18 protein-coding genes, 1 other RNA gene and 1 pseudogene are annotated in these 26,529 nt (G+C 77.0%); 10 read left to right on the plus strand and 10 right to left on the minus strand.

Annotated features, from left to right (window positions below; all coding sequences use genetic code 11):
- Nucleotides 1-310: 310 nt before the first annotated feature.
- The gene (locus IHE55_RS06990; RefSeq protein WP_197988239.1) at nucleotides 311-1,825 is read right to left on the minus strand and encodes an HtaA domain-containing protein; all 1,515 of its coding nucleotides are present in this window, start codon (nucleotides 1,823-1,825) and stop codon (nucleotides 311-313) included.
- Nucleotides 1,826-2,133: 308 nt separating this feature from the next.
- On the opposite strand from IHE55_RS06990, the gene IHE55_RS06995 reads away from it, so the two are divergent.
- The 4 genes from IHE55_RS06995 to IHE55_RS07010 all read left to right on the plus strand — a co-directional run bounded on the left by IHE55_RS06995 (nucleotide 2,134) and on the right by IHE55_RS07010 (nucleotide 7,201).
- Nucleotides 2,134-3,123, plus strand: a complete 990-nt coding sequence (locus tag IHE55_RS06995) for a heme/hemin ABC transporter substrate-binding protein (protein WP_197988240.1) — start codon at nucleotides 2,134-2,136, stop codon at nucleotides 3,121-3,123.
- Between the two features lie 383 nt (nucleotides 3,124-3,506).
- Nucleotides 3,507-4,520, plus strand: coding sequence for a FecCD family ABC transporter permease (locus tag IHE55_RS07000; RefSeq protein WP_197991833.1), 1,014 nt, complete (start codon nucleotides 3,507-3,509; stop codon nucleotides 4,518-4,520).
- Nucleotides 4,520-5,359 (plus strand): heme ABC transporter ATP-binding protein, encoded by an 840-nt coding sequence (locus tag IHE55_RS07005; RefSeq protein ID WP_372442756.1) that lies wholly within the window; start codon nucleotides 4,520-4,522, stop codon nucleotides 5,357-5,359. Before IHE55_RS07000 ends, IHE55_RS07005 begins: the two co-directional genes overlap by 1 nt.
- A gap of 846 nt (nucleotides 5,360-6,205) precedes the next feature.
- Nucleotides 6,206-7,201: an SCO2278 family lipoprotein gene (locus IHE55_RS07010; protein ID WP_232265481.1), complete on the plus strand. Its 996-nt coding sequence runs from the start codon at nucleotides 6,206-6,208 to the stop codon at nucleotides 7,199-7,201.
- 412 nt (nucleotides 7,202-7,613) lie between these two features.
- On the opposite strand, the gene IHE55_RS07015 is transcribed toward IHE55_RS07010, so the two are convergent.
- Entirely contained in the window at nucleotides 7,614-8,351 is a 738-nt protein-coding gene (locus tag IHE55_RS07015; protein WP_197988241.1) for a bifunctional DNA primase/polymerase, read from the minus strand.
- A gap of 598 nt (nucleotides 8,352-8,949) precedes the next feature.
- Nucleotides 8,950-9,558 carry a TetR/AcrR family transcriptional regulator gene (locus IHE55_RS07020; RefSeq protein WP_197988242.1) on the minus strand — a complete coding sequence of 203 codons (609 nt, stop codon included), beginning with the start codon at nucleotides 9,556-9,558 and terminating at the stop codon, nucleotides 8,950-8,952.
- A 493-nt stretch (nucleotides 9,559-10,051) separates the two neighbouring features.
- Between IHE55_RS07020 and ddaH the strand changes: the two genes are divergently transcribed.
- Complete coding sequence (gene ddaH, locus IHE55_RS07025; RefSeq protein WP_197991835.1) at nucleotides 10,052-10,834, plus strand: dimethylargininase; 783 nt, start codon at nucleotides 10,052-10,054, stop codon at nucleotides 10,832-10,834.
- Nucleotides 10,835-10,850: 16 nt separating this feature from the next.
- Here ddaH and IHE55_RS07030 read toward each other — a convergent pair whose 3' ends face one another.
- The 4 genes from IHE55_RS07030 to IHE55_RS07045 form a co-directional block, all read right to left on the minus strand.
- Nucleotides 10,851-11,888 carry a small ribosomal subunit Rsm22 family protein gene (locus IHE55_RS07030; protein WP_197988243.1) on the minus strand — a complete coding sequence of 346 codons (1,038 nt, stop codon included), beginning with the start codon at nucleotides 11,886-11,888 and terminating at the stop codon, nucleotides 10,851-10,853.
- 399 nt (nucleotides 11,889-12,287) lie between these two features.
- Entirely contained in the window at nucleotides 12,288-13,352 is a 1,065-nt protein-coding gene (locus tag IHE55_RS07035) for a serine hydrolase domain-containing protein (protein WP_197991836.1), read from the minus strand.
- 131 nt (nucleotides 13,353-13,483) lie between these two features.
- Nucleotides 13,484-15,082, minus strand: coding sequence for a multidrug effflux MFS transporter (locus tag IHE55_RS07040; RefSeq protein WP_307826540.1), 1,599 nt, complete (start codon nucleotides 15,080-15,082; stop codon nucleotides 13,484-13,486).
- A 222-nt stretch (nucleotides 15,083-15,304) separates the two neighbouring features.
- The gene (locus tag IHE55_RS07045) at nucleotides 15,305-16,942 is read right to left on the minus strand and encodes an alkaline phosphatase D family protein (protein ID WP_197988244.1); all 1,638 of its coding nucleotides are present in this window, start codon (nucleotides 16,940-16,942) and stop codon (nucleotides 15,305-15,307) included.
- Between the two features lie 418 nt (nucleotides 16,943-17,360).
- On the opposite strand from IHE55_RS07045, the gene IHE55_RS07050 reads away from it, so the two are divergent.
- Complete coding sequence (locus IHE55_RS07050) at nucleotides 17,361-18,104, plus strand: SDR family oxidoreductase (protein WP_307826541.1); 744 nt, start codon at nucleotides 17,361-17,363, stop codon at nucleotides 18,102-18,104.
- A 774-nt stretch (nucleotides 18,105-18,878) separates the two neighbouring features.
- Complete coding sequence (locus IHE55_RS07055; RefSeq protein ID WP_197988246.1) at nucleotides 18,879-19,760, plus strand: PhzF family phenazine biosynthesis protein; 882 nt, start codon at nucleotides 18,879-18,881, stop codon at nucleotides 19,758-19,760.
- Nucleotides 19,761-20,360: 600 nt separating this feature from the next.
- Here IHE55_RS07055 and IHE55_RS07060 read toward each other — a convergent pair.
- A pseudogene (locus tag IHE55_RS07060) lies at nucleotides 20,361-20,684 on the minus strand (MazG-like family protein); the annotation flags it as partial.
- 265 nt (nucleotides 20,685-20,949) lie between these two features.
- Here IHE55_RS07060 and IHE55_RS07065 point away from each other — a divergent pair.
- A complete protein-coding gene (locus tag IHE55_RS07065) occupies nucleotides 20,950-21,636 on the plus strand; it encodes a hypothetical protein (protein WP_232265482.1) in 687 nt (228 codons plus the stop codon).
- 446 nt (nucleotides 21,637-22,082) lie between these two features.
- Nucleotides 22,083-22,310, plus strand: coding sequence for a holin (locus IHE55_RS07070; RefSeq protein WP_197988247.1), 228 nt, complete (start codon nucleotides 22,083-22,085; stop codon nucleotides 22,308-22,310).
- 32 nt (nucleotides 22,311-22,342) lie between these two features.
- Here IHE55_RS07070 and IHE55_RS07075 read toward each other — a convergent pair whose 3' ends face one another.
- The gene (locus tag IHE55_RS07075) at nucleotides 22,343-22,732 is read right to left on the minus strand and encodes a hypothetical protein (protein WP_197988248.1); all 390 of its coding nucleotides are present in this window, start codon (nucleotides 22,730-22,732) and stop codon (nucleotides 22,343-22,345) included.
- 453 nt (nucleotides 22,733-23,185) lie between these two features.
- On the minus strand, nucleotides 23,186-25,330 hold the full coding sequence (gene helR, locus IHE55_RS07080; RefSeq protein ID WP_197988249.1) for an RNA polymerase recycling motor ATPase HelR: 2,145 nt from the start codon (nucleotides 25,328-25,330) through the stop codon (nucleotides 23,186-23,188).
- 625 nt (nucleotides 25,331-25,955) lie between these two features.
- On the opposite strand from helR, the gene rnpB reads away from it, so the two are divergent.
- Nucleotides 25,956-26,359, plus strand: an RNA gene (gene rnpB, locus IHE55_RS07085) — RNase P RNA component class A.
- The last annotated feature ends 170 nt before the right edge of the window (nucleotides 26,360-26,529 follow it).

A 26,529-nucleotide genomic window follows, 5' to 3' on the forward strand; every position in this document is an offset into this window, starting at 1 on the left:
GGCACGGCGGAGGACCGGGGGCCGGGGGGCCGGGGGGTGGGGGGTTGGGGCGCCGGGGGCCCCGGCCGGAGGGCGCGGGTGGGGCAGGCCGGGTCCCGTACGGGTGGTGCGGGAGTCCGGCCCACGGTCGCGGGCCCGGACCGGACCGAGCCCTTACGGGCGGGTGCCCGGGCCGTACTCCCCCCTGCCCGGGACCCGGGCCCGGCCCCGGACCCCGCCCGGAGCGGCCCCGGACCGGATCCGCCCCGGACCGGATCCGCCCGGACGCCGGGGGCCGCACGGAACCGTACGGGCGTGCGGCCGGGGGGTATCAGTCCCCCGCCGGGGGGCCGCCGGCGGCGCGGCCCCGGCGGCGGTACAGCAGGACCCCGGTGGCGCCGGCCATCAGCAGCACGGAGCCGCCGGCGACCACCGCGACCGTGCCGGAGGGGCCGGAGGGGCCGGAGGTGTCCGCGGCGGCGCCGGTGGCCGGGCCCGCCGGCGTCCGGTCGGCGGCACGCCGCTCGGGGGCGGCGTCGGCCGACGGGGCGTCCCCGAGGTCCGGCAGCGGGGGGAGCCGGGCGCCCTCGGCGGTGGTGACGGCGAGGGTCAGCGGGTCCATGGCGGTGCCCGCCCGGTACATCCCGCCGAACGCCGCGGCGCCCCGGCGGGTCAGCTCGGTGGGTGCCTCGGTGACCGCGATCAGCCCGTCGGCCGGCCGGAGCCGCCCGGCCGCGAAGGTCACCAGGGGGACGTCCCGTTCGGTACGGCCCTCGGTGGTCACATCGGCCGAGAGGGTGCCGCGGCCGTCCTGGACCCGGACCGACACCCCGCTCAGCGCGAGGTCCAGGTTCCGGCCGGTGAAGTGGACCCGGCCGGCGAACCCGGCGCGTACGGTGCCCCGCGCGGTGTCGTACGTGCCGCGTCCGGCGCCGAAGCGGAACACCGCGCCGCCGTCCCGGGCGCCCTCGGACAGCCGCCACCGGCCGCGTGCGATGTCACCGCCGACGTACTCCCGGAAGGTCCGGCGGACCCCCCAGTCCACGACGGCGTCGCGCACCTCGCCGCGGGCCGGCCGGCCCGTCGGCCGGGCGGCCGGATCCGGTGACGGTCCGGGGGCCGGGGTGCGGCGGGCGCCGTCCCGGACCTGGGTGAGGTCCACCGACAGGCTCACCGGGTCCAGCGGGGTGCCTGCGGTGTAGTACCCGGCGAACGCCTGGGCGCCGCGCGCGGTGAGCCGGGCCGGGATGTCCCGCAGCACCACGGCCGTACCGCCGCCGCGCAGGTTCACCCCCGTCAGGTCGAGGGCGGCGAGCGGGACCTGGGTGGCGGAGGTGAGCCGTCCGCCACCCCTGGCGCGGCTCGCGATGTCGGCGTGCAGGGTGCCCCGGCCTCCCGCGATCCGCACCGTGGGGCGGGAGACCGTCAGGTCCAGCTGGTGGCTGCCGTCCGGTTCGCGGTGGCCGAGGAACCGTACGCCGCCCCGGAAGCCGGCCCGGAAGGCGCCGTCGTCCGGGTCGTGGGTGCCGGTGGCCGAGTGGAAACGGAACCGGTCGGCACCGACCGTGCCGGCCCCGTCCAGCAGGCTCCAGTTCCCCTGCGCCACCGGCCCGGTGACATACCGCTGGAAGGACGTCTTGACGCCCCAGTCGAGCCGGCCGCCGGCCACCGCACGGTCGGCTCCGGCGGCCCGGACGGCGCCCCCGGCCAGGTCGGCGCCCGCGGCCCGGCCGGCGCTCTCCGCCCGGTCGGCCGCGCGGGCACCGGCCACGGCCGGGAGGCCGGCGACCGCCAGGGCCGTCAGCAGTGGCACGGCGAACACACGGGCCGGTCTGGACCGTCGCATGGGGGACCCTCCCTTTCCGGGCAACTAAGGTAAGGCTAACCTAAGCTAGATCGCTCCGGAGAGCCAGCCGCCCCTCACGGGCCCGGCCCCGGGGCGGACTGCCAGCAGCGATGAGGACCGGCGGACCGGGGACGGGGGCGAACGCCCCGACTGCCCGGCCGTACGGGCCGGTTGACGGAGGTGACAGGGTGACGAGGCCGACCGAAGCGACGGCCCCCACGGCGGCCCGGACGGTGGTGGCCGGGCCGGATCCGGCCGGCGTGCGCCGGAGGCCGCGACGCCGGGCCGCCCGTCCGCCGGCCGCGCTCATGACCGCGTTGGCGGTGCTGCTCACCGCGGCCGGCTGCGGCGACGGGGCCGGCCGCGACCAGGACACGGAGCGCCGGGCCGCACGGACGCCGGACCGGGTGGAGCCCCTCACCGGCACCCCCGCCCCGAAGCTGCCCGCGACGGTGCGCTCCGCCGACGGGCGGACCGTGACGGTGACCTCCGCCGACCGGGTGGTGCCGCTGACCGGCGCCCTGTCCGAGGTGGTGTTCACCCTGGGGCTGGGCGGCCGGGTCGTCGGCCGGGACACCACCGCGACCTTCGAACAGGCCCGGGCCCTGCCGCTGGTGACCCGGGCCCACGACGTGTCGGCGGAGAGCGTGCTCTCGCTGCGGCCCACGCTGGTGCTCGCCGAGTCAGTCAACGGACCGCGGGAGGCGATCGCGCAGATCCGGGACGCGGGGGTGCCGCTCGTCGTCCTGGACCCGGTGAAGAACCTCTCCGACGTCGGGCCGCGGATCGAGACGGTGGCGGCGGCGCTGGGCGTGGAGGGGGCCGGGGACCGGCTCGCGGACCGCACCCGGCAGCGGCTGGCGAAGGTCCGCGCCGCCATCCCCCGGCACGCCGGCCGGCCGCGGGTGGCCTTCCTCTATCTGCGCGGCTCGGCCTCGGTCTACCTGCTCGGCGGCGCCGACTCCGGCGCCACCTCGCTGCTGGAGGCCGCCGGGGCGGTGGACGCGGGCGCCGACTCCGGGCTGGAGAAGGACTTCACCCCGCTCACCAGCGAGGCACTCGCCGCGGCCGCGCCCGACGCGATCCTGGTGATGGCGAAGGGACTGGACTCGGTGGGCGGCGTGGACGGCCTGCTGAAGGTGCCCGGGGTGGCCCAGACCCCGGCCGGGATGGACCGCCGGGTGGTCACGGTGGACGACGGGGTCCTCCTCAACTACGGGCCGCGCACCGATCAGGTGCTGGCCACCGTGGTGGAGCAGCTGTACGGGACCTCCGGCACGGCCCGGGACGCGGCATGAGCACCGCCCCGCCGCGCCCGGAACCGCACCCGGCCCCGGTCGGACCGAACGCCCGGCCGCTCACCGGGCCGGACGCCGCACCGCACCCCGCGCCGACCACCGAACCGGCCATCGAACCGGCCACCGCATCACACCCCGTGCCGGACGCCGGGCCGCTCACCGGGCCGGATGCCGTACCGCCGCCGGACCCCCCGGACCCGGACGCCCGACCACAGCTGGACGCCGGGGCGGACACCGGATCACCTCCGGACGGCCCGGACCCGGACGCCCCGCACCCGGACGGCCCGCACCCGGACCTCCGGTACTCGGACACCGCCGAGGGCACGACCGAGGGCACCGCCGAGGGCGCCGCCGGGTCCGGTCGCCGCCGTGCGTCCCGGACCGTGCCGCTCTCCGCCGGGCTGGCCGCCGGGCTGCTCGTCGCCACGCTGCTGTCGGCGAGCATCGGCGCGTACGACATCCCGCTCGGCGATGTGCTCGCCTCACTGCGGCACCGGGCCGGACTGGGCGGCGCGGCGCTGGAGCGGGTGCCGGAGAGCGTGCTGTGGGACGTACGGCTGCCCCGGGTGGTGCTGGCGCTGCTGGTGGGGGCGGCGCTGGGCTGCGCCGGCACCCTGATGCAGGGCGTGTTCGGCAACCCGCTCGCCGAACCGGGGGTGATCGGGGTCTCCTCCGGGGCCGCGGTGGGCGCGGCCGGCGCGATCGCGCTGGGGCTGGACGCCTTCGGGAACTGGACGGTGACCCTGTGCGCGTTCACCGCCGGACTGCTCACCGTCTCGGTCGTCTATCTGCTCTCCCGGGCGGACGGCCGGACCGAGGTGGTGACGCTGATCCTCACCGGGATCGCGGTGAACGCCTTCGCCGGCGCGCTGATCGGCCTGTTCATCTTCTTCGCGGACAGCGCGGAGCTGTCCCAGATCACCTTCTGGCAGCTCGGTTCGCTCGCCCAGGCGACCTGGCCGAAGGTGCTGGCGGTGCTGCCGTGCGCGGTGGCCGGGCTGTTGCTCGCGCCCCGGTACGCGCGCCGGATGGACCTGCTGGCGCTCGGCGAGCGGCCCGCCCGGCATCTGGGGGTCCACGTCGAACGGCTCCGGCTGGCGGTGGTGGTGCTGGTCGCGCTGCTCACCGCCGCGGCGGTCGCGGTCGCCGGGGTGATCGGCTTCGTGGGGCTGGTGGTGCCGCATGTGCTGCGGATGGCCGCCGGACCCGGTCACCGCTTCCTGATCCCGGCCGGCGCGGCGGGCGGCGCGCTGGTGCTGGTGGTCGCCGACCTGGCGGCGCGGACCGTGGCGCGCCCCGCTGAACTGCCGCTGGGGGTGCTGACCGCGCTGGTCGGCAGCCCGTTCTTCTTCTGGCTGCTACGGCGGACCCGCCGCCGGCAAGGAGGCTGGGCGTGATCCGCACCTTCCCCCGGGGCCTGACCGGTACCCGCGCCCCCCTGCCGCCGGCCCCGCCCGGACCGGGGACGGTGTACGCGGAGGCAGCCGGCCTGGAGGTGCGGCTGGGCGGCCGGACGGTGCTGTCCGGAGTCGGTCTTCAGGTCGTCACCGGTCAGGTGCTGGCCCTGGTCGGCCCCAACGGCGCCGGCAAGTCCACCCTGCTCGCCGCGCTCGCCGCCGACCTGCCCGCCACCGCCGGCGAGGTGCGCGTGGCCGGCCGGCCGGTCGCCGGCTGGACGCCCCGGGAGCTGGCACTGCGCCGGGCGGTGCTTCCCCAGACCGCGGTGCTCTCCTTCCCCTTCACCGCCGAGGAGGTGGTGCGGATGGGGCGCGCGCCGTGGGCGGGCCTGCCCGCCGCGGACGAGGACGAGCCGGTGGTGCGGGAGGCGATGGCCCGCACCGAGGTGGCGGCGCTCGCGGCACGTCCGTTCGGCGCGCTCTCCGGCGGCGAACGCGCCCGGGTCGCGCTGGCCAGGGTGCTCGCCCAGCGGGCACCGCTGCTGCTGCTCGACGAGCCGACCGCCGCGCTGGACCTGCGCCACCAGGAACTGGCACTGCGGGTCTGCCGGGAGCGGGCGGCGGCCGGGGACGCGGTCGTGGTGGTGCTGCACGACCTGGGGCTGGCCGCCGCGTACGCGGACCGGATCGCGGTGCTGCGGCACGGCCGGGTGGCCGCCGACGGGCCGCCGGCGCGGGTCCTGGAGCCGGGTCTGCTCTCCGCCGTCTACCGGCAGCCGGTGGAGGTGCTGCGCCACCCGCGCACCGGAGGGCCGCTGGTCCTGCCCCACCGCGACTGAGGACCGCCGGTCCGCCCATCGCGGCCGGGCCGTGCCACCGGCCCCGGCGGCACGGCCCGTCCCGTCCCGTCCGGCCACGGTCGCGCGGCGCGGGCGGTGGGCCACCCCGGGCCCCGGGGGGTACGCGGCAGGGGTGACGGCTCCCAACGGCACGGCAGGGGCGACGGCTTCGGCGGTAGGGCCACAACTGCCGCTCCCGGGGCGGGACACGGCGCGCGGGTTGGCCGGGGGAGGGCCGGACCGTCCGGGGCGTCCGACCGACCGGCGACGCCCGGTCCATCGCCTCGGCCGGGCCGGCCGGGCGGAGGCGATGGACCGGGCCCGCGCGACCGGGCCCGCGCGACCGGGCCCGCGCGGACCGGCGGGCACGCCCGGTCCGGCCCACGGCGGCCGGGCGCGCCGACCGGCACACCTCCTGCCGGGCACGCCCGGAACCCGGGGCATGGCCCCCGGGCGGACCCGGCACCCGGCCAGCGGTTCCCGGCGGGCCGGTGCGCGGCCGGGTACGGTCCGGTCCGGCGGATCGGACCGGCGGCCGGCCACTCCTACCGGCGCGTCCGGCCGGGCACGTGCCGCCGGGCACGTGCCGGAGGACGTCCCCACCGGCCGACGGACCCGGCTGGACCCCGACGGACACGGCGGACCCGGCCCGCCGCGCCCGGCCTTGCCGTCCCGGCGGGCCGGCAGGCCCGGCTGGCCCCGGGGACACGGCGGGCCCCGGCAGGCCCCGGCGGACCGGAGCGCACCGGGGCGGACGGCCGCTCAGCGGCCCTCTCCGCGCAGGGGTTGGGCGGCTCCCCGGTAGGGTTGCGCCGACCACAGCAGCCCCGAAGGAGCCGGAGCCCCATGACACGCAGGTCACCCCGTCGGTCCGTGACGGCAGTGGCAGCCGCCGCGCTGCTGTTCCTGGCCCCGACGCTGACCGGGTGCGTGACGGTGCACGGCGAGCGCGAGAACATACCCTCGGTGGCCAGGTCCGAGGCGCCGGGGGCGCTGAAGCGGTTCGTGGACACGTACAACACCGCCTACCGCGAGCTGGACCCGGACCTGCTGCGCCGGGTGGAGACCGGCCCGCTGGAGGAGATCTTCACCGCCGACCTCACCGCCCAGCGCGCCCGCAACGCGAGTGGCAACCCGGGGTTCCCGCCGCTGGAGCTGTCCGACGCGCGCTACCACATCCCCAAGCAGGTGGGCTGGCCGAAGTTCTTCGTAGCCGATGTGCGCAGCAACCGGGAGGCGCCGGACAGCGGGACCCGCTGGCTGCTGGTGTTCTCCCGCGACGGGGCCGAGGAGCGGTGGCGGGTGGCGTACCTGTCGATCCTCAGCCGGGACGAGGTGCCGCTCTTCGCGACCGACGAGGACGGCTGGGCCGAGGCGGTGCCGACCGGGCGGGCCGGCCGGCTGGCGGTCGCCCCCGCCGCGCTGAGCAAGGCGTACACCAGCTATCTGATGACCGGCGAGGGCCCCTTCGCGGAGGGCCCCTCCACCACCCGGCTGCGCGACCACCGCAAGCAGTTCCTGCGGACGCCGAAGTTCTGGACCGAGTACATCGACACCCCGGCGGAGGGCCCCCGGTACGCACCGGTGGGGCTGCGGACCAAGGACGGCGGCGCGCTGGTGTTCTTCAGCTCCCACCACCGGGAGAAGCAGACCATGGCCAAGGGGGTGCGGCCGGAGCCCGCGCCCGAGGTGAAGCCGCTGCTCAAGGGCGAGGCGAAGAAGGCGGTGACGCTGACCCGGCTGGCGGAGTCGGCGGTGAGGATCCCGGCGCGGGACGCGGCCGATCCGCGGGTGGTCTTCGTCAACCGGATGGAGGGCGTGACGGCCGCCAAGGGCGAGTGACCCGCGCGAGAACGTGACCCCCGCCCGGTCGGCGGCACCCGCGCGACCGGTGCCCGTCGTCCGGTCCGCGCCGTCGTCCGGTCCCGGGACCTGTCCGGTCCCGGCCGCCGCCGGGCTCATGGCTCCTGTCCGGGCCGGTGGCCCACGGGTCCGTGGCCGCCGCCCGGGTCCGTGGCCGCCGCCCGGGTCCTGACCGCCGCCCGGCGCCTGATCTCCGTACGGTTCGGTCGCCGTACGGTCGATCGCCGTACGGTGCGCGGTTCCGGCGCCGTGACCCGCGTCCGGTCCGTGGCTGCCGTCCGGTCCGGGGCCGGTACGCAGCCGGTGGCCCGCGTCCGGTCCGGGGCCCGCAGGCCCTGGTCCGTCGCCGTCGCCCCGCCGCGGCGGCACGACCGCGCGGGCGGTGGCGGGCTCAGTTGCCCATCGGCCAGGCGGCGGTGTGGTGCTCCTGCTCGCTCCCGGCGAACCGGGCGCAGGCGTCGGTGAGGGTCTCCAGCAGGGTCAGCGGGTCCGGCAGCGGGCGTTCGGGGCCCAGCAGCCACGCGACACGGCCGTCACCGGGCAGCCGGGCCGGCGGCACCAGGACGTAGCTGGCCCGGCAGTGCCAGCGCAGCCCGGGGTGCTCGTCCATGGTCTCGGGGTGGCAGTCCAGCTCGCACGGCCACCACTCGTCCTCGTCCTCGGGCGTGCCCCGGGTGGCGGTGAAGAACAGCATGCGGCTCTGCTGGAGGTCGGCGCTGGAGGTGGCGACCGGGCCCACCTCCACCCCGGCCTCGCCCAGCCGCTCCAGTGCCAGGCGGCCCGCGTCGGCGGGGACGTCGAGCACGTCGTGGGCGATGCCGGTGGCGGTGATGAAGTTGGCCTCGGGCTGCGCCCGCAGCCACTGCCGGACCTTCTCGGGGTCGGTGGTGGCCTGGGTCTGCCAGGCGAAGGAGACCGGGTGTCGGGCGGGGGTGGGACAGCCGATCCGGTCGCACGAACAGCCGTAGCCGGACGGGTACGCGGCGGGGGCGAGCGGGAATCCGGCCGCCGCGGCGGCCAGGAGCAGATCCTCGCGTGCGCCGGCCGCGCCCGCTCCCGTGTCCGCGTCGCCGCCCGTTCCGCTCCTGGGACGGCGCAGCCACTGGGAGAACCTGCCCTTGCGTTCCATCTATCGCCTCGCTATCACGGCTGTCGTGGCTGTGGTGCGACTGACCCGCTACCCGCTCAATGCTGCCACCATCCTGCTCCTGCGGTGGCCGCTGTCCGCATCCGGGGTCCGCCGCCACCCCCGTCCGCGGGGACCCGTACCCGGCATAACCGGATTCTCCGGCTCAGCGTTCCGTATATGGTCTCAAGATCTCCGCCGGTCGCCGTCATGGCCGCGCCGGGCACGCTCCGGCCGCACGCCGTCCGGCCCGGGCCGTCCGGAATGCGGCCGGGGCCGGTTCCCGCCGTCCGGTGTCCGGGGAGCGTCCGGTCCCGGCCGCCGGCGGCACGGCGGGGCCGGTGTCCGGCATACGGCCGGGCCCGGTGTCCGGGATGTGGCGGCCCGCCCCGGCGCGGGCGGTCGGCCGGCACCCGCGGAGTCGGCCTGACCGGCCGGGGCACCCGCCGGGCCGGCCTGACCGGCGCGGCGGCCGCAGTTCGGTGCGGGTCCGCCCGGCAACGACGGACACGGACGGACCTGGCCCGGGCCCGGCCCGACGCGGACGGACCCGGCCCGGGCCCGGCACGCCCGGACACGGCACCCGCCCGGCACGGCAGGCTCAGCGCGGCGCGATGCCGTGCAGCGCCGTCTCCACCAGCGTGTCGGCGTACGCGTGGCTCAGCGGCAGGGTGCGCAGCAGCCAGCGGTGGGTGATCGGGCCGACCAGGAGTTCCAGGGCGACCCGGGGGTCGAGGTGCGGCGCGGCCTGGCCGGCCTCCTGGGCCGCGCGGAGCCTCCTGACGTAGAGCTGGAGCGACGGTTCCAGCAGGCGGGAGACGAACTCGGCGCCGAGTTCGGGGTTGACCACCCCCTCGGCGGCGAGCGCCCGGGCCGGCACGTCGTACCGGGGGGAGGTCAGCTCGTCGACCGTGGCGCGCACCACCAGCTTCAGGTCCGCCTCCAGGTCCCCGGTGTCGGGGATCTCGCTCTCGCCGGCCTCGGCGGCGGCCTGCTCCCCCAGGGCCGCGAAGGCGTCCAGGAGGACCGCGGCCTTCGAGGGCCACCAGCGGTAGATGGTCTGCTTGCCGACGCCGGCACGGGCGGCGATCGCCTCGATGGTGAGCTTGGGGTACCCGACCTCGCCGACCAGTTCGAGGGCGGCCTCCAGGGTGGCGCGGCGGGACCGCTCGCTGCGGCGGCCGGCGTCGGGTGCTGTCTTGTGGGCCATGCCGGCGAATCTACCAACCGCACAAGGCGAGACGTATCGTCTCGGAGAGCGATGGACGCGTAGGCGCGTACCGGCACGGACCGCGCTCCCGGGTCGCACGCCGTACCCGTCGGCACGCCCCGCACGCGCGCCCGTCCCCGCCGCCCGGCACGTCCCGTGCGCGCACCGCCCCGCGCCCGGCTCCCGTACTCCCCGCCCTCCGGACCCGGTGTGCGCGGCCCGCCCGGGCCGGTGGCATGTGCCGGCGTGGCGGACGAGGACCGCCGGAGCGGGGGCGGAGGACCACCGTACGGACCCCGGAACACCCCTAACTCCCAGGTGGAACCGGGACATCGGGCAAGCGGATTCGCTCCGCCGACTACCTTCGGCGGCTCCTCAGGGTGGATCATGTGCAGGCGCGGACGGCGATCGCGTCCACGCTCGACACCACCGTGGGGAGCCAACCTTGTCCTTGCGTACCTCACCGCGGCGCGCCACCCCGCGCCGGTACCTGATGTGTCCACCGACCCACTTCAAGGTCACCTACTCCATCAACCCGTGGATGGACCCGGCCAAGCCGGTGGACCTGCCGCTCGCCCTCACCCAGTGGGAGCAGCTGCGGGACCGCTACCGGGCCCTCGGGCACACCGTCGAGGAGCTCGAACCCCACCCGGACCTGCCGGACATGGTGTTCGCCGCCAACGGCGCCACGGTGATCGACGGCCGGGTGCTGGGCGCGCGCTTCGCCCACCCCGAGCGGACCGCCGAGGCGGCGGTGCACCGGGCGTGGTTCCGCGCCCACGGCTACCAGGACGTGCACGAGCCCGAGCACATCAACGAGGGCGAGGGCGACTTCGCGGTCACCGCGTCGTGGATCCTGGCCGGCCGCGGCTTCCGCAGCAGCCCGCTCTCCCACCCCGAGGCGCAGGAGTTCTTCGGCCGGCCGGTGATCGGGCTCGACCTGGTCAACCCGCGCTTCTACCACCTGGACACCGCGCTGTGCGTCCTGGACGACTCCACGGACGCGGACGTCATGTACTACCCGGAGGCGTTCTCGCCGGGCAGCCGTGCCGTCCTGGAACGGCTCTTCCCCGACGCGATCATCGCCGAGCGGGCGGACGCCGAGGCGCTCGGCCTCAACGCGGTGAGCGACGGACACCACGTCCTGCTGCCACAGGCGGCGGTCGGTCTGTTCGAACCGCTGCGGCAGCGCGGCTACGAGCCGATCGGCATGGACCTGGGTGAACTGCTCAAGTCGGGTGGCAGCGTGAAGTGCTGCACCCAGGAACTGCGCTGACGCGGCAGGCGCCGCCTCAGTCGCTCCCCTCCGGCGGGGGCGGCCACTCGTCCCCCCAGCCGGTGTCACGGGCGGCACGGTAGAACCGACCGTGCCGCTTCGTGACCGTCTCCCGGCGCAGCCCCTCCTCCGCGGTGCACAGGTCCAGCGCGACCATGCCCTTGCGGAGCTGGGGCTTGCGCACCACCCGGCCGGCGGCCGGCCCGTCCGCCGGCACGGTGTCCCGGACCGCCGCCACGTAGCCGAACTTCTCGTCCTCGTACGGCAGTGAGCCGCCCTTGACCTGCCGGTGCAGGGAGGAGCGGGTGACCCGGGCCGCGAAGTGGCACCAGTCGGTGCCCGGCTCGATCGGGCAGGCGCCGCTGTGCGGGCAGGGCGCCACCACGCGCAGCCCGGCGGCCACCAGCCGGTCCCGGGCCTCCCGGATCCGCAGGTAGCCCTCGGGCGTGCCGGGTTCGACGATCACCACCGCGGCGGCCGCGAGCGCCGCCCGGTCCACCACGGCCTCCCGGTCGGCGGCGGTCAGCTCGCCCAGCACGTAGGAGATGGTCACCAGGTCCACCGGGTCCAGCCGCAGCCCGCCGCCGATCACCTCGCGCCGCCACCGCGCAGCGCGCAGCACCGGGTCGCCGGAGGTCCCGGCCAGTTCCCGGCCCAGCGACAGCGCCGCCTGCGACCAGTCCAGCACCGTGGTCCCCCGCTCGCCCTCCGGCGGCGCCTCGCCGTCCCAGGCGTCGGCGACCGCCCAGCTCGCCGCGCCGGTGCCGCCGCCCACGTCGAGGTGGGAGGCGGGGACCCAGTGCGGCGCCCGCGCCCGGAAGGCGGCCAGTGCCGCCCGGACCGCCTCGTAGGTGGCGGGCATCCGGTACGCGGCGTAGGCGGCGACGTCGGAGCGGTCCCGCAGCACCGGGGCGTCGGTCGGGGTCCGCCCGCGGTAGTTGCTGATCAGACGGTCCACGGCCTGTGCGGCCCGGGTGGGCGGCAGACCGTCCAGCAGCCGCGCCAGCGCGGTGCGCAGGGCCTCGCCGGCGGGTACGGATTCGGGGGCGTGCATCCGGAGCATGCTACCCGGCTCCCAGCGCCGGTGCCGTCCCCGCCGGGGGGCCGGTACGGTGCCGCCCGGGCGGCTCCCGCCCAGGTCGGGGCCACCGCGCCGGGCCGCCGGGCGGCGTTCGCGCGGAGGTGGGTTCCGGTACGGCCCGGGGCCGCGGGGCCGTACCGCCGGGCCCGTTCCTGCCGGGTCGGGGGGCCGGTCCCGCCGGCTCCGGATCCGGTCCCACCGGAGCCGGAGCCGGAGCCGGCCGGGCCGGGGCCGTTCCCGCCCGGGCCAGGGGGTCGGGCCCACCGGCGCCCGTCCCGGCCCGGCGCACCGGGCCGCCCGTACCCGCCCGGTCCGTCCGCGCCGCGGCCGCGGTCCGTCACCGTTCCCGCGGAGCCGGGGGCCGCCCGCGGGTCAGCCGTCGCGTACCAGCCGCGCCAGCGCCGTGGCGGCGGCCGCGCGCGGGGCGCTGTCGCCGGGCCGCCGCCGCGGATGGACGGTGTTGGCCAGCAGCACCAGGTACGCGTCGGTCGCCCGGTCGATCACCAGAGCGGTCCCGGTGAAGCCGGTGTGCCCGGCGGCGCCGCGCCCCGCCAGCTCCCCCATGAACCACGGCTGGTCCACCTCGAAGCCGAGCCCGGGCGCGGCCAGCAGCAGGTCCACCGACTCCGGCCGGAGGATCCGCACGCCCCGGTACGCGCCGCCGCCGAGCAGCGCCCGGCACAGCCGGGCCAGGTCGCCGGCGGTGGCGAACAGCCCGGCGTGCCCGGCGACGCCGCCCAGCGCGTGCGCGTTCTCGTCGTGCACCCGGCCGCGGAGCATGCCGCGGTCCACCTTGGCCCACGGGCGGCGCTGGTCCTCGGTCGCGGCGATGCGCGGGTACAGCGCGGGCGGCGGGCGGAAACAGGTGTCCCGCATGCCCAGCGGGCCGGTGACCAGGTCGTGGACGAGCCGGTCCAGCGGGTGGCCGGTGATCTTCTCCAGCACGCCCTGGAGGACCAGCAGGTTCAGGTCCGAGTACCGGCGCTCGGTGCCCGGCGCGCGGCGGGGCTCCTCGGCGCGGATCGCCTCCCACCGCGCGGCGCGGTCCGGGCAGTCGTACAGCGGCAGCTCGGGCCGGAGGCCGGAGGTGTGGGTGAGCAGCTGGCGGACGGTGATCCGGTGGGCCCCGGCCGCGTGGAACTCCGGGGCGTACGCCGCCACCCGTCCGTCGAGGTCGAGGGCGCCGTCCTGGACGCACCGCACCGCGACCACGGCGGTGAACAGCTTGGTCAGCGAGGCGAGGTCGAAGACGGTGCCGAGGCGGGCGGGCACCCGTTCGGCGGGCGGCAGCTCCACCCCCCGGTCGGTCTCCGGGTCGTACCGGGCGTACCGCACCGCCCAGCCGGCCGCCGCCTCGACCAGGGTCCGGCCGCCCCGCCCGGCGGTGACCACCGCGCCCGCGCACCACGGCCGGTCGCCCTCGGTCAGCGCGGCCACCCCCCGCACCAGCTCCCGGGCCGGGTGGGCCGCCGGGCCGGCCGGGCCCGCCGCCACTCCGGCCGGGTCCGGCACCGGGCCGTTCCCCTCGGGGCCCGGCGCCGGGGCGTCCCCGTCCGGGGCCGGGTGCGTCACCGGGCCGTCCGGGTCCGCCGCCAGGGACGGCACAGCCCCACGAAGCAGGCGACCGCGGCGAGCGCGCACCCCAGCTGGACCAGGGTCATCGGCACCGCGGTCCGCTCCCCGGCGATGCCCACCAGCGGCGAGGCCGCGGCACCGACCAGGAAGGAGCTGGTGCCCAGCAGCGCGGAGGCGGACCCGGCGGCGTGCCCGGCGCGCTGGAGCGCCTGGGCGTTGGTGTTGGAGAAGATCAGCCCCATCGCGGACATCAGCACGAACAGTCCGGCGGCCATCGCCGCCAGCGGGGCCTTGCCGAAGAGCCCCGAGGCCAGCACCACCAGCACGCCGGCGGCGAGGGTGACGGTCACCAGGCCGACCGCGATCACCTTGTCCGGATCGACCCGGCCGACCAGCACCTTGCCGTTGAGCTGCCCCATGCCGACCAGACCCACGGAGTTGATGCCGAACAGCAGGCTGAAGGTCTGCGGCGAGGCCCCGTAGATCTCCTGGATCACGAACGACGAGCCGGCGACGTACGCGAAGAGCGCGGCGAAGGCGAACGCGCCGGAGAGCAGGTAGCCGGTGAAGACCCGTTCGGCCAGCAGGCCGCGGATGGTGCGCAGCGTGTCGCCGAGCCCGCCGCCGTGCCGGCGCTCCGGCGGCAGCGTCTCGTCCAGGCGCCGCCAGACCAGCACGGTCAGCAGGACGCCGACGACGGCGAGGACGACGAACACGCCCCGCCAGTCGGTGATCCGCAGCACCTGGCCGCCGATCAGCGGAGCGGCGATCGGCGCGGTGCCGGAGATCAGCATCAGGGTGGAGAAGAACCGGATCATCTCCACCCCCTCGTACAGGTCCCGGACCACGGCACGGGCGATCACGATGCCCGCCGCGCCGGCCAGCCCCTGGACCGTACGGAAGACCACGAGGAGTTCGGCCGTGGTGGCGAACGCGCAGACGATCGTGGCCAGGACGTAGACCACCATGCCGGCGAGCAGCGGCCGGCGGCGCCCCCACCGGTCGCTCATCGGGCCGACCAGCAGCTGCCCGATGGCCATGCCGGCGATGCAGGCGGTGAGGGTGAGCTGGACCGTGGCGGCCCGGCTGTGCAGGGCGTCGGTGACCTCCGGCAGCGCCGGGAGGTACATGTCCATGGAGAGCGGGGGCAGCGCGGTGAGCCCGCCGAGCACGAAGGTGGTGAGCAGGCCGGTCCGGCGCTGGGCGGCGGTCCCCTTGACCCGCCCCGCGGGCGGGATCCCCGGTGCGGCGTCGCCCGACGCACCGGTGGTTCCCCCGGTGCCCGCGGCGGCGGGACCGTCGGTGGCGGACGGGGTGCGGGTGGTCCCGGCGCCGGTGGCGGTGGGGTCCGGGTCCGTGACGGTGGCGGTGGTACGCGCGGGGCCGGTGGCGGTGGCCGTGGACCGCGCGGGGCCCGGGTCCGTGACGGTGGTGGTGGCGGTGGAGTCGGTGAGGGTGGCCGTGGTGGTGGCGCCGGGGGTATCGGCGGCCGGGGTGGTGCCGGGGGTGCCGGCCGGTCCGGTGGGACCGGTGGTGCCGGCCGCTCCGGATGTCCCGTCGTCGGTGGACGCGGGGTGGGCGGATTCCGCCATACAGCGCTCCCAGGGGGCTGGTCGTCGGGGTCGGCCCCATGTTCTCAGGGGCCCCGACGCACCAGGCAGGGGCGTACCGGTGCAGGTCCGGGAGCCGTCCCGGACCCGGTGCGCGACCCCGTACCGGGCGAGCACCGGGCCCGGGCCGGGCGGCGTGGGGCAGGACCGGCCCGGCGGCGCGGTCCGGGGCGGACGGCGGCCGGGCCGGGTGGCGGGTGCCGGTCAGGCCTGGTGCAGCCCGGGGTTGCCGGCCTCGGTGACGAAGGACGCCGCGGTGCTCAGCGTGCCGCCGGGCGAGGTGACGTGCGAGACCGTCTTGTAGTCGGCCCGCGCCTGCCGTCCGTCGAGGGTGATCGTGGTGTAGCCGCGGCGGCCGTTGTAGAACTTCATGTGCGGGTTGGCCGCCATGTACGTGGCCCAGTTGGACGGCTTGTCGGAACCGTCCTTGCCGCTGCTGACGGAGGTGCCGACGAACTCCACGCCGACCGTGCGGGAGCCGGGGTCGTCGAAGTTCCGCTTGATGTCCATCGCGTAGGCGACGTGCACGTCACCGGTGAGCACCACGAAGTTCTCCAGACCGGCCTGCTCCACACCCGCCAGGACTCGCTCGCGGGAGGCCGGGTAGCCGTCCCAGGAGTCCATGGAGAGCTTGGAGCGGTCCGCCGTGGTGTTCTTCCGGCGCGAGAAGGTGACCTGCTGCGGCAGCACGTTCCAGGTGGCGCGGGAGCGGCGGAACCCGTCGAGCAGCCAGCGCTCCTGGGAGGCGCCGATCATGGTGCGCGAGGGGTCCTCGGAGTCCGGGCCGGGGTACTGCCAGCCGTCGCCGTACGCCTGGTCCGAGCGGTACTGGCGGGTGTCGAGGATGTCGAACTGCGCCAGCCGCCCGTAGTGGGCGCGGCGGTAGAGCTTCATGTCCGGGCCCTCGGGGAGCTGCGGCATGCGCAGCGGCATGTTCTCCCAGTAGGCGCGGTAGGCGGCGGCGCGGCGGATCAGGAACTCCTGGGGGTCCTGGTCCTTCTCCGGGATGCCGCCCGCGTAGTTGTTCTCCGTCTCGTGGTCGTCCCAGGTGACGAACCAGGGGAAGGCGGCGTGCGCGGCCTGGAGGTCCGGGTCGGACTTGTACAGGGCGTACCGCAGCCGGTAGTCCTCCAGGGTGACGGTCTCCCGGTTGAACACGTCGGGCAGCGTGCGGTCGGTGTAGTTGCGGGCGCCGCCGACCGCGTTCACCGCGTACTCGTACTGGTAGTCGCCCACGTGGAAGACCGCGTCCAGGTCCTCCTCGGCGAGGTGGCCCAGCGCGGTGAAGTAGCCGTCGTGGTACGCCTGGCAGGACAGCAGGCCGAACCGGGCGTCGTTGACCCGTATGCCGTGGGCGGGCGCGGTCCGGGTGCGGCCCACCGGGCTGGTCCACCGGCCGACGCGGAAGCGGTACCAGTACACCCGGTCCGCGTCCAGCCCGTGCGCCTCGACGTGCACGGTGTGGTTGAACTCGGCGTACGCCTTCACGGTGCCGCGGCGGGCCACCCGGTGGAAGCGGTCGTCGCGGGCGATCTCCCAGCGGACCGGGACGGCCCCGGTGGCGGACATGCCGTTGCCGGGCTCGTACGGGCGGGGTGCCAGGCGGGTCCACAGCAGCACCGAGTCCGGCTGCGGGTCGCCGGAGGCCACGCCCAGGGTGAACGGGTCCTCCTTCACCGAGGCCGGTGCCACCTCGGCGGCGTGGGCGGACGGCAGGTTGGTGGTGAAGGCGAGCGCGGCTGCCGCCGAGGTGACGGTGAGGAACCGCCGCCGGCCGATTCCGGCCGCGGCGGAGCGGAGCTGCTCGTGGTGGGTTGCGTGTGCGTCGGCTTCGTGTGCCATCTGTCCCGTGCCTTCCTCTGACGTGGTGTGCCAGAGGAATTGGAGTGGAGCGGAGCGGCGATGTACCGACCCGTGCACGTCACATATATGTCGCTCAGGTGAGCGCAGCATCCGGATGGGGCATTCGGCGCAATCTCCCGGTGTTCGATCGTGTCCCGTACGCTGCGGAGCCATGAACGGGAGCAGCGGGGCGGCGGAGGAAGCGGCGGTGCCGGCGGGTGCCGGGGGTACGGGAGGCCCTGCGGACCCGGGCGACGCGGGAGGCCGTGCGGGGTCCGGCGGGCCGGTGGCCGGTGAGGGTTCCGGCGCGTCCGCGGACCGTGCCGGGTCCGGGGGCCCGGCGGACCGCGAGGCGTCCGGGGGCCCGGTGGGCAGCGGGGATCTCACGGGTTCCGGCGGGCCCGGGCGGGGGCGCCCGGTGGGGTCCAAGGTGGCGCTGGTGACGGGCGCGGGCTCCGGGATCGGCCGGGCGGTGGCGCTCGAACTCGCCGAGGCCGGCTGGTCGCTGGTGCTCGCCGGCCGCCGCGCGGACGCGCTGGCCGGCACCGCGCGGCTGGCCGGTGGCAGTGCGCTGACGGTCCGGACGGACGTGACGCGGCCGGAGGAGGTGGACGGGCTCTTCGCCGCGGTACGGGACCACTTCGGCCGGCTGGACCTGCTGTTCAACAACGCGGGGACCTTCGGGCCCGCGGTGCCGGTGGAGGAGCTGGCGTACGAGGACTGGCGGACGGTGGTGGACACCAACCTCACCGGCGCCTTCCTCTGTGCTCAGGCCGCGTTCCGCCTGATGAGGGCGCAGCGGCCGCAGGGCGGGCGCATCATCAACAACGGCTCGGTCTCGGCCCACGTGCCCCGGCCGCACAGCATCGCCTACACCGCCACCAAGCACGCCATGACCGGCCTGACCAAGTCCCTCTCCCTGGACGGGCGCCGGTACTCCATCGCCTGCGGGCAGATCGACGTGGGGAACGCGGCGACCGAGATGACCGAGCGGATGAGCGCCGGGATCCTGCAGGCCGACGGACAGGTGCGGGCCGAGCCGGTGATGGACGCGGCGGACGTGGCCCGCACGGTCCGCCACATGGCCTCGCTCCCGCTGGAGGCGAACGTCCAGTTCGCCACGGTGATGGCGACGGCGATGCCGTACATCGGCCGCGGCTGAGCGCGGAGGGCCGGGACGGTCCCAGGGGCCCAGGGCGGTCCCGTGGCTGGCCGGGGCGGTCCCCCGCGGCCGGGACGGTGGCCGTGGTGGCCGGGTATCAGGCTCCGGGGCCGGGCGGCCGTGCCCGGGGCCGGGGGCGGGGGCCGAGCCGAGGGGTTTCGGCGCGCGCGGTTCCGTGCCCGGGGAGCTGGGCGGAGGGCCGGTCACGGGCGAGCGGGCCCCCGGCCGGCGCCGCCACGGGCGATCGGTGGCGGGGGTGATCCGTGGCGGGAGCGGCCGGGGGCACGGTGACCGGGAGGCGGGCGGATCCGGCCACCTGACCAGGAGCAAAGGGCGGCCGGAACAGCGGCAGCAGGGGGCGGCCGGGGCCATCGGGGCGGCAGGCAACGGAAGTGACTGGCCGAAACCTGACACGGCCGGGGCCGCGGCGCCCGGAACAGGGGCGGCCGGGAGCAGGACGGGCCCGACCCCGGGGCGACCGGACCATGGCCACCCGGGCCGGGCGGCCCGGCCCCCGCCCGACCCGGGGACCCGAGCCCGGGCAGGACCTGAGCCCGGGCAGGACCTGGGCCCGGCGGTGCCGGACCGGGCGGGGCAGGGGCCCGGGCGGGACCCGGCCCGAGCCCTGACCCGAGGCCTGCCCGGCGCCCGGCACAGTGCCGGACCGAGTGCGATGGGCCCGGGGCGGTGCCGGACCGCGCTGGACAGGGCCCGGGGCGGTGCCGGGCCGGGGCCGGGCCGGAATAACCCGCCCGGACGGCCGGTTCACCGGGCATGACGATCACGGACGACGGGCCGGGCGCGCCCGAGGTGCTGCGGTACACGGCTTTCTCCGACGATCCCGAGGGCGGCAACCCCGCCGGGGTCGTCCTGGACGCGGCCGGGCTCGACGACACGGCGCGGCTGGCCGTGGCCGCCGACGTCGGTTACTCGGAGACCGCCTTCCTGACGGCGCCTCCCGAGGGGCTGGGCGAGCCGGGCCGGGCCTTCACCCTGCGGTACTTCAGCCCGCTCGCCGAGGTGTCGTTCTGCGGGCACGCCACCGTGGCCACCGCGGTCGCCCTCGCCGAGCGTACGGGCCCCGGCGTCTTCACCTTCGCCACCCCGGCGGGCACCGTGCCGGTGGAGGTGCGTGCGGACGGCGGTGCCCTGCGGGCGACGCTGACCAGCGTCGAGCCCCGGGTGTCCGAGGCCGCCGGGCCGGACGTCACCGAGGCGCTGGCGGCGCTGGGCTGGTCCGCCGCGGATCTCGACCCGGCCCTCCCGCCGCGGATCGCCTACGCCGGCGCCCGCCATCTGGTCCTGGCGGCCGGCACCCGGGAGCGACTGGCCGACCTCGACTACGACTTCGACCGGCTGGCGGACTTCATGCGGGGTCTGGACCTGACCACGGTCCAGCTGGTGTGGCGGGAGTCGGAGACCGTCTTCCACGTCCGCGACCCGTTCCCGGTCGGCGGGGTGGTGGAGGACCCGGCGACCGGCGCGGCGGCCGCCGCCTTCGGCGCGTACGCCCGTGAACTGGGCCTCGTCACCGCGCCGGTCACCCTCACCCTCCACCAGGGGCACGACCTGGGCCGGCCCGCGCTGCTGGAGGTCGGGCTGCGTGCGGACGACCCCCGGGTCACCGTCACCGGCACCGCCGTCCGCATCCCCTGACCCCTCCCCACAGCGCGGCCCCCGGCCGCCCTCGGTCGCGCGGCCGTCGCCCCACCGCCCCGGCCGGGGGCGCGGGCGGCTGCCGGACCGCGGCGCCCCGCCACGCACCGGGACCGCGTGGCCTCCGGCCCTGTGCGGGGCTCCGCCGCCCCCGCCGGAAACCGTCGCCCGGTCCCGCGCTCCGCGGTCCACGCCCCGTCAGGAGGCGGGCCACATCCCGGTGTCCGGTGCCGGGGGTGGCGTGGGGAGCGGCGCAGGGGGCGCCTCCGAGCGGACCGCCGGTCCGGCGCCGGCGACACCGCCGGACCGGCCGCCGTCCCCAGTGCCGGGGCGCCTTTGGATCAGCCGCCGACGGTCCCGGGGCCGGAGGCACCCTGCGGCTCAGCCGCCGGGGGCCGGCGCGGGGCGGGCCGGGGCCGGGCGGGGCACGTCCGCTGCCGGGTGCGCCGGGTGCGGTACGTCCGGCGCCCCGCCCGTCGCACCACCGGCCGTCGTGGTGCCCCCGGCCGGGCCGACGCCGGGCGGACGGTCGCCCGGTACGTCACCGCCCGGCGGCTCCTCGCCCGTGCCGGGGGACCGCGCGCCGCGCTCCGCGGTGGCCCCCGGCTCGGGGCCGAGCGAGCGCTCGGCCACCCGGCGCAGATGGCCGGCGAACACCTCGGCGGCGTCCGGGGTGAGCGAGGCCAGGGCCACCATGGCGGTCACGATGACGTCGCACAGTTCGGCGTGCACGTCCTCCCAGGTGTGGGTCGTGCCCTTGCGCGGGTTGTGCCCCGTCACGCCGATCACCGCCTGGGCCACCTCGCCCACCTCCTCGGAGAGCTTCAGCACCCGCAGCAGCCGTTCCTGACCCGCGTCGCCGGTGTTGGCCCGGTCCAGCCAGGCCACCAGTCGTTCCACGGTCCGCCAAGTCGCGTCGTCCATCCGCACAGTCTCCCGGGCCGCCCGGTGCGGCGTGCGACCGGCACGGGAACGGCGACGGAGCGGGCAGCCACCGGCACCGGGCGAGCCTCCGGCGCCGGGCGAAGAGCAAACGGCACCGGGCGCGGACCGACCGGCGCCGGGCCAGGAACGACCGGTGCCGGGCGAGGGGCATCGGGCACCCCGGGCAGCGCCCGGCCGGGCGGCTGTGGCAAGGTCATCGCAGCTGCCGCTGTCCCCCTTTCCCCCGACGCGAAGAGAGACCGCCGTGCGTTCTCTGTCGTCCCGTGCGTCCCTGGTGCTCACCCTGGGCGCGCGCCTGCTGCCGGTCGCCGTGCTGACCGTCGCCGGTGTGGCCATGACCACCTCCGGTCACTCCGAGGAGCGACCACAGGAGTCGGCCGGCCGTCCCGACCCGGCGCCGGGCGACTCCTCCTCCACCGGCGCCGACCCGCGGGGCGACGACCGGCCGGCCTCCGCCACCCCCACACCGCTGCGCTACTCCGAGCCGCCCGCCGACCCCTGCGCGGCCCTGCCCGCCAAGACGGTGGACACCTTGGTCCCCGGTGCGAAGCCCGACGGCACGCCGCGCCGGGCCAAGGACGCGGTCCGCCGCACCAGCTGTTCCTGGAACGCCCTGGACGGCTACGACTACCGGTGGCTGGACATCAGCTACACGATCCTCTCCGCCCCCGGCGGGCGTCCGGCCGGCGGGGCCCCGAAGGGCGCCGAGCCGGTGGAGGGACTCGGTGACTCGGCCACCATCCGCGAGCACCTGACGACCGAGGACGACCAGCAGATCCGCGAGGCGGTGGTCACCGTCCAGCTGGAGAACGCGGTGATCACCGCCACCTACAACGGCAGCGACTTCGAAGACGGCTCGGCGCCCGGTGCCGAGGAGATCCGGGAGGGCGCGCTCACCGCCGCCCGCGCCGCCCTCCCCGCCCTCGACTGACGGGCCAGCGCACCACGACCGTCCGGCCCGCCGGCCCGCCCCCGCGCTTCTCCTCCCGCCGTCCCGCACCTCTGCCCCGCCGTCGCGCACTCCGCGCGCCCCTTCCGTCTCCGCGCGCGCCCCACCCCCGTCCGTTCGGGCGGCCGGCTCACCGGGTATATCCGAAACGTCAACCCTTCGTGACCCTTGGTAACCCACTCCCCGCCCGGAGTGCGGCGCGCCGCCGTGTCCCCGGCGTGCCCGGCGCGCACCGCCGTGCCCCCGTCCCCGGCCGGGCCGGCGTCCGGGCCCGGTCCGGCCCTGGCCGGCTCCTGTCCGGCGCCCGGTCCCCCGCCCGTCGCCGCTCCGGCGCCGGCACCGTTCCCGGGCCGCCCGGTCCGCTCCGTCCGCTCTCTCCGGTTGTCCCCCCGTTCCCGGCCGTCCCCGGCCGTTGAGGAGGTCGTCCCATGGCCAGGAAAGTCGAACGCAAGGTCTCCTGGGCCACTGTCGGCAGTCTCGCCGCAGCCGGCGCCGTCACCGTCCTGAACGCCACGGTCGGCGACGCGGAGCTGATGGGCTCGCTGCCGTCCCTGGCGCAGTACGCCATCACCCTCGTGGTACCGCCGCTGGTCACCTTCCTCGGCGGCTACGCCGCGCCGCACACCCCGCGGCTCACCGTGCCCCCGGCGGAGTGAGGCACCGGGCCGCGGCGGGGCGGCGCCCGTTGTCAGTGGCTGCCGCTAACGTCGCGGCTGTCCTTACACGTCATTGCTGCTGACGCTACTCGGACACCGCCCCGCCTCCCGTGACAGCGCACGAGGGGCGGGGCGGCCGGGGCCGCGCCGGTCCGGCGACGGCGGCCCGGTAACGCCCGCCGCCCGTACCGCAGATTGCTCAGCGCGGTCACGGCCATGGGCGACAGGCCGATCACGGTGAGGCGGTCGTCCACCCGGCGGACCAGGATCCAGCCCTTGGAGCGGAGCGACGCCACCTCGCGGGTGACGTCTCCCCCGGTGTCGCGGGTGAGCTCCTCCACGGTGGGCGCGTTCCCCTCGTCGAGATGGCCCACGATCAGGAAGAGGAGGTTCTGCTCCTCCGCGGTGATGCGGAAGTCCATACCTCGACGGTAAATCGCCCGGGGCCCGGGTGCGCGGAGGACGGCCCGGACCGGGGCCGGCCCGGGCCATGCGTCGAGGCCCGCGGCGGCGCGGGACCCCGGGGCCGGACCGGCGGCCGCACGGACCCCGGCTCCGGACCGCCCTGAAGGCCGGCCCCGGGCGGCGGCGCGGAACCGGTACCCGCGCGTGTCGGCCCGCGGCTGGGCCCGGCGACGCCAAGGGCTCGGCTCCGGACCGCCCTGAAGGCCTGACCCGTGCGGTGCGGAACCCCGATGCCCCCGGGCCGCCCGCGACCAGGCCAGGGCGGCCGGTACCGCGGCCGGTGATCGCCGGCCGCCCCACCCCACCGACGAACGGCGGCGCCACCGCCCCCGCCCCCGCAGTCGACCGATCCCGGCACCGGCCGCCCCGGCACCGCCGCCCCGGCACCGCCGCCCCGGAGCGGCCACGGCTCAGGGGCTGGTGAGGACGACCAGCTGCCGGGTGGCCCGGGTCATCGCGACGTAGCGGTCCACCGCCCCCGCGATGTCCTCCCCGAACGCGTCCGGGTCGACGAGAACGACCAGGTCGAACTCCAGCCCCTTCGCCAGTTCGGGGGTGAGCGAGCGGACGCGGGGCGTGGCGCGGAAGGCGGGGTCGCCGATCACGCAGGCGGTGCCCTCGGCGTGGGCGGCGAGCCAGCCGTCGAGGACGGAACCCAGTTCCGTGACGGACCCGTGGACGACCGGAACGCCGCTGCGGCGGACGGAGGCCGGCACGTTGGCGTCCGGGAGCGCGGCCCGGATGACCGGTTCCGCCTCCGCCATGACCTCCGCCGGGGTCCGGTAGTTGATGCCCAGGGAGGCCACGGTGATCCGGTCGAAACCGACCCGCGCCAGCCGCTCCCGCCAGGACTCGGTGAACCCGTGCCGGGCCTGGGCGCGGTCCCCGACGACGGTGAAGCTCCGGGACGGGCAGCGCAGCAGCAGCATCTGCCACTCCGCGTCGGTCAGCTCCTGGGCCTCGTCCACCACGATGTGCGCGAACGGGCCGGCGAGCCGGTCGGGGCCGGCGTCCGGCAGCGCGCTCTCGTCGACCAGGCTGTCCCGCAGGTCCTGCCCGCGCAGCATGGTCACCGCGCCCTCCCCGTCGTCGTCCGCGGCGAGCACGTTGTCGATGACGTCCGCCATCCGCGCGCGTTCGGCGGCCAGTACGGCCTGCTGCCGGCGCCTGCGCCGGGCCGCCTCCGGGTCACCGAGCCGCTGCCGCGCCGCGTCCAGCAGCGGCAGGTCGGACACCGTCCACGCCCCGGGGTCCGCGCGCCGCAGCCGGCGCACCTCGTCCGGGCCGAGCCAGGGCGCGCACATGCGCAGGTAGGCGGGTACCGACCACAGGTCCCCCACCAGGTCGGCCGGCTCGATCAGCGGCCAGGCGCGGTTGAGGGTGGCGACCAGTTCCTCGTCCCGCAGCAGGGCCCGGCGGAACGGCTCGGGCGGGACGTCGTCGTCCTGCCGGTCCAGCAGGATCGCGGCCAGTTCCGCCCGGATCTGCTCGCGCGCCTCGTTGTGCGGGGTGCCGGCCGCCGCCTCGAACGCCTCGGCCCAGTCGTCGGCGGTGACGTGGACGTCGGACCAGGGGGTGGAGACCGTCAGCTCCTCGGTGGGCGGCTCCTCGTAGAGGCGGACGGCCGCCTCGATCGCCCGCACCATGTCCGCGGACGACTTCAGGCGGGCCGCCTCCGGGTCGGTCTCGGGCACCGCGTCGGCCCCCTCGGGGACCAGGTCCCGCAGGGTGCAGACCCGCACTCCGTCCTCCCCGAGGCTGGGCAGCACGTCGGCGACGTAGGACAGGTAGGGCTGGTGCGGGCCGACGAACAGCACACCGCCCCGGCGCCCGCCCAGCCGCGGGTCGGAGTGGAGCAGGTAGGCCGAGCGGTGCAGCGCGACGACGGTCTTGCCGGTGCCCGGCCCGCCGTCGACGACGAGCGCGCCCCGCGACCCGGCGCGGATGACGGCGTCCTGGTCGGCCTGGATGGTGCCGAGCACGTCCCGCATCCGCGCCGAGCGGTGGCCGCCCAGACCGGCGATGAACGCGGACTGATCGTCGAGCGCGGCGTGCCCGGCGAACCCCTCCGGGGTGAACACCTCGTCCCAGTAGTCGCTGATCCGGCCGCGGGTCCAGCGGTACCGCCGGCGGCTGGCCAGGCCCATCGGGTTGGCGTGGGTGGCGCCGAAGAACGGCTCGGCCGCCGGGGAGCGCCAGTCGATCAGCAGCCGGCGCCCGGTGCGGTCGGTGAGGCCCAGCCGTCCCACGTACACCGGCTCGGCGGCGTCCGCGCCGACCATGCGGCCCAGGCACAGGTCCAGTCCGTAGCGGCGCAGGGCGCGCAGCCGGGCGGTCAGCCGGTGGATCTCCGCGTCGCGGTCCATCGCCTGCCGGCCCACCCCGCCGGGGGCCCTGCGCTCGGCTTCCAGGCGGTCGGACAGTTCGGCGACGGTCCGGGCAAGGCTCTCCTCGATGGCCGCGAAGTGCTCCTCGTCGTGGGCGATCAGGGCCGGGTCGGCCTTCGGGGCGAGGTGGTCCGGGAGGTCGAACACGCTGGTGGTCGGCGGGTTCACGGCATCGGCTCCGTTCTCGGGCCGCACCCGGGGGGTGTGCGGCAGGGGTGTGCGGACCGGTCGGACGGGCCGGGCGGTCCGCGGCCCGGGGGCGCTCCGCCGGCGCGGCTCCACGGCCGTCGCCGGGGCCGGTCGCCGGGATTGCGGGTACGGGTGCTCGGGGGGCCTGGGCGGCGGCGCCGCGGTCGGTTCCAGGCTTCGGCCGGTGATTCTGCGCCACGGCGGGGGCCTTGCCGCAAGCCCCCCGGTGCGCTATACGTTGAGAGTGGAAAGGAGCCGGTGGGCCCTTTCCTTTTTCGTTTCCCGCGGCCCGGGCCCTCGCGTCCCGCGGCCCGCCCCCCTCGCTTTCCCCGCGGCCTCTCGCGTCCGTCGCCCGGACGGTCGTTTTCCGCCACGGCGACCCCCGCTCTCCGAGCCCTGCGTAACGCCCCTCCTGAGCGCGATCCCCCTGCCGCGCTCCACCGCGGAAGTCCCCGCCACCCCGCCGCCCACGGTACGGCGGGGCCGGTGGCCGGGGTGCCGTGGCCCGGGTACCGCCGAGGTGCCGTGGTCCCCGTACCGCCGGGGGCCGTGGTCCCGGTCCGGAACGTCCCTCCCCGGCGGGTAGCATGGTCACCACGGCGGACGAGCCGGCCGGGCGGTCGCGTCGAGGTCCCAGACCTCGCCGAGGAACGTCCGGGCTCCACAGGGCAGGGTGGTGGGTAACGCCCACCCGGGGTGACCCGCGGGACAGTGCCACAGAAAACAGACCGCCGGAAGCCGTGAGGCGTCCGGTAAGGGTGAAACGGTGGTGTAAGAGACCACCAGCGACCGAGGTGACTCGGCCGGCTAGGTAAACCCCACCCGGAGCAAGGTCAAGAGGAGCCGTCGGCATGACGGCTCTGCGCGGACGACCGAGGGCTGCCCGCCCGAGTCCGCGGGTAGACCGCACGAGGCCGGTGGCAACACCGGTCCTAGATGGATGGCCGCCTCCCCGGGCGCCGCAAGGCCCCCGGGAGACAGAACCCGGCGTACAGGCCGACTCGTCCGCCGCCTTTCTCCCAAGCGCCCCTCGTGGCCCCAACTGCCCGCCCGGCGGGGCTCATCGGCCCGGTCGGGCGCCGGGCCGCCTCCGCTCCCGCGCCGCGTCCCGCTCCTGACGACCCGCCGCCGGTCCGGGTGGCGGACCCGGACGCCTTCGGCGGGGCCGGGATCAGGCA

Origin of the sequence: Streptomyces pactum (assembly GCF_016031615.1) — a bacterium.
Taxonomy (GTDB): domain Bacteria; phylum Actinomycetota; class Actinomycetes; order Streptomycetales; family Streptomycetaceae; genus Streptomyces; species Streptomyces pactus.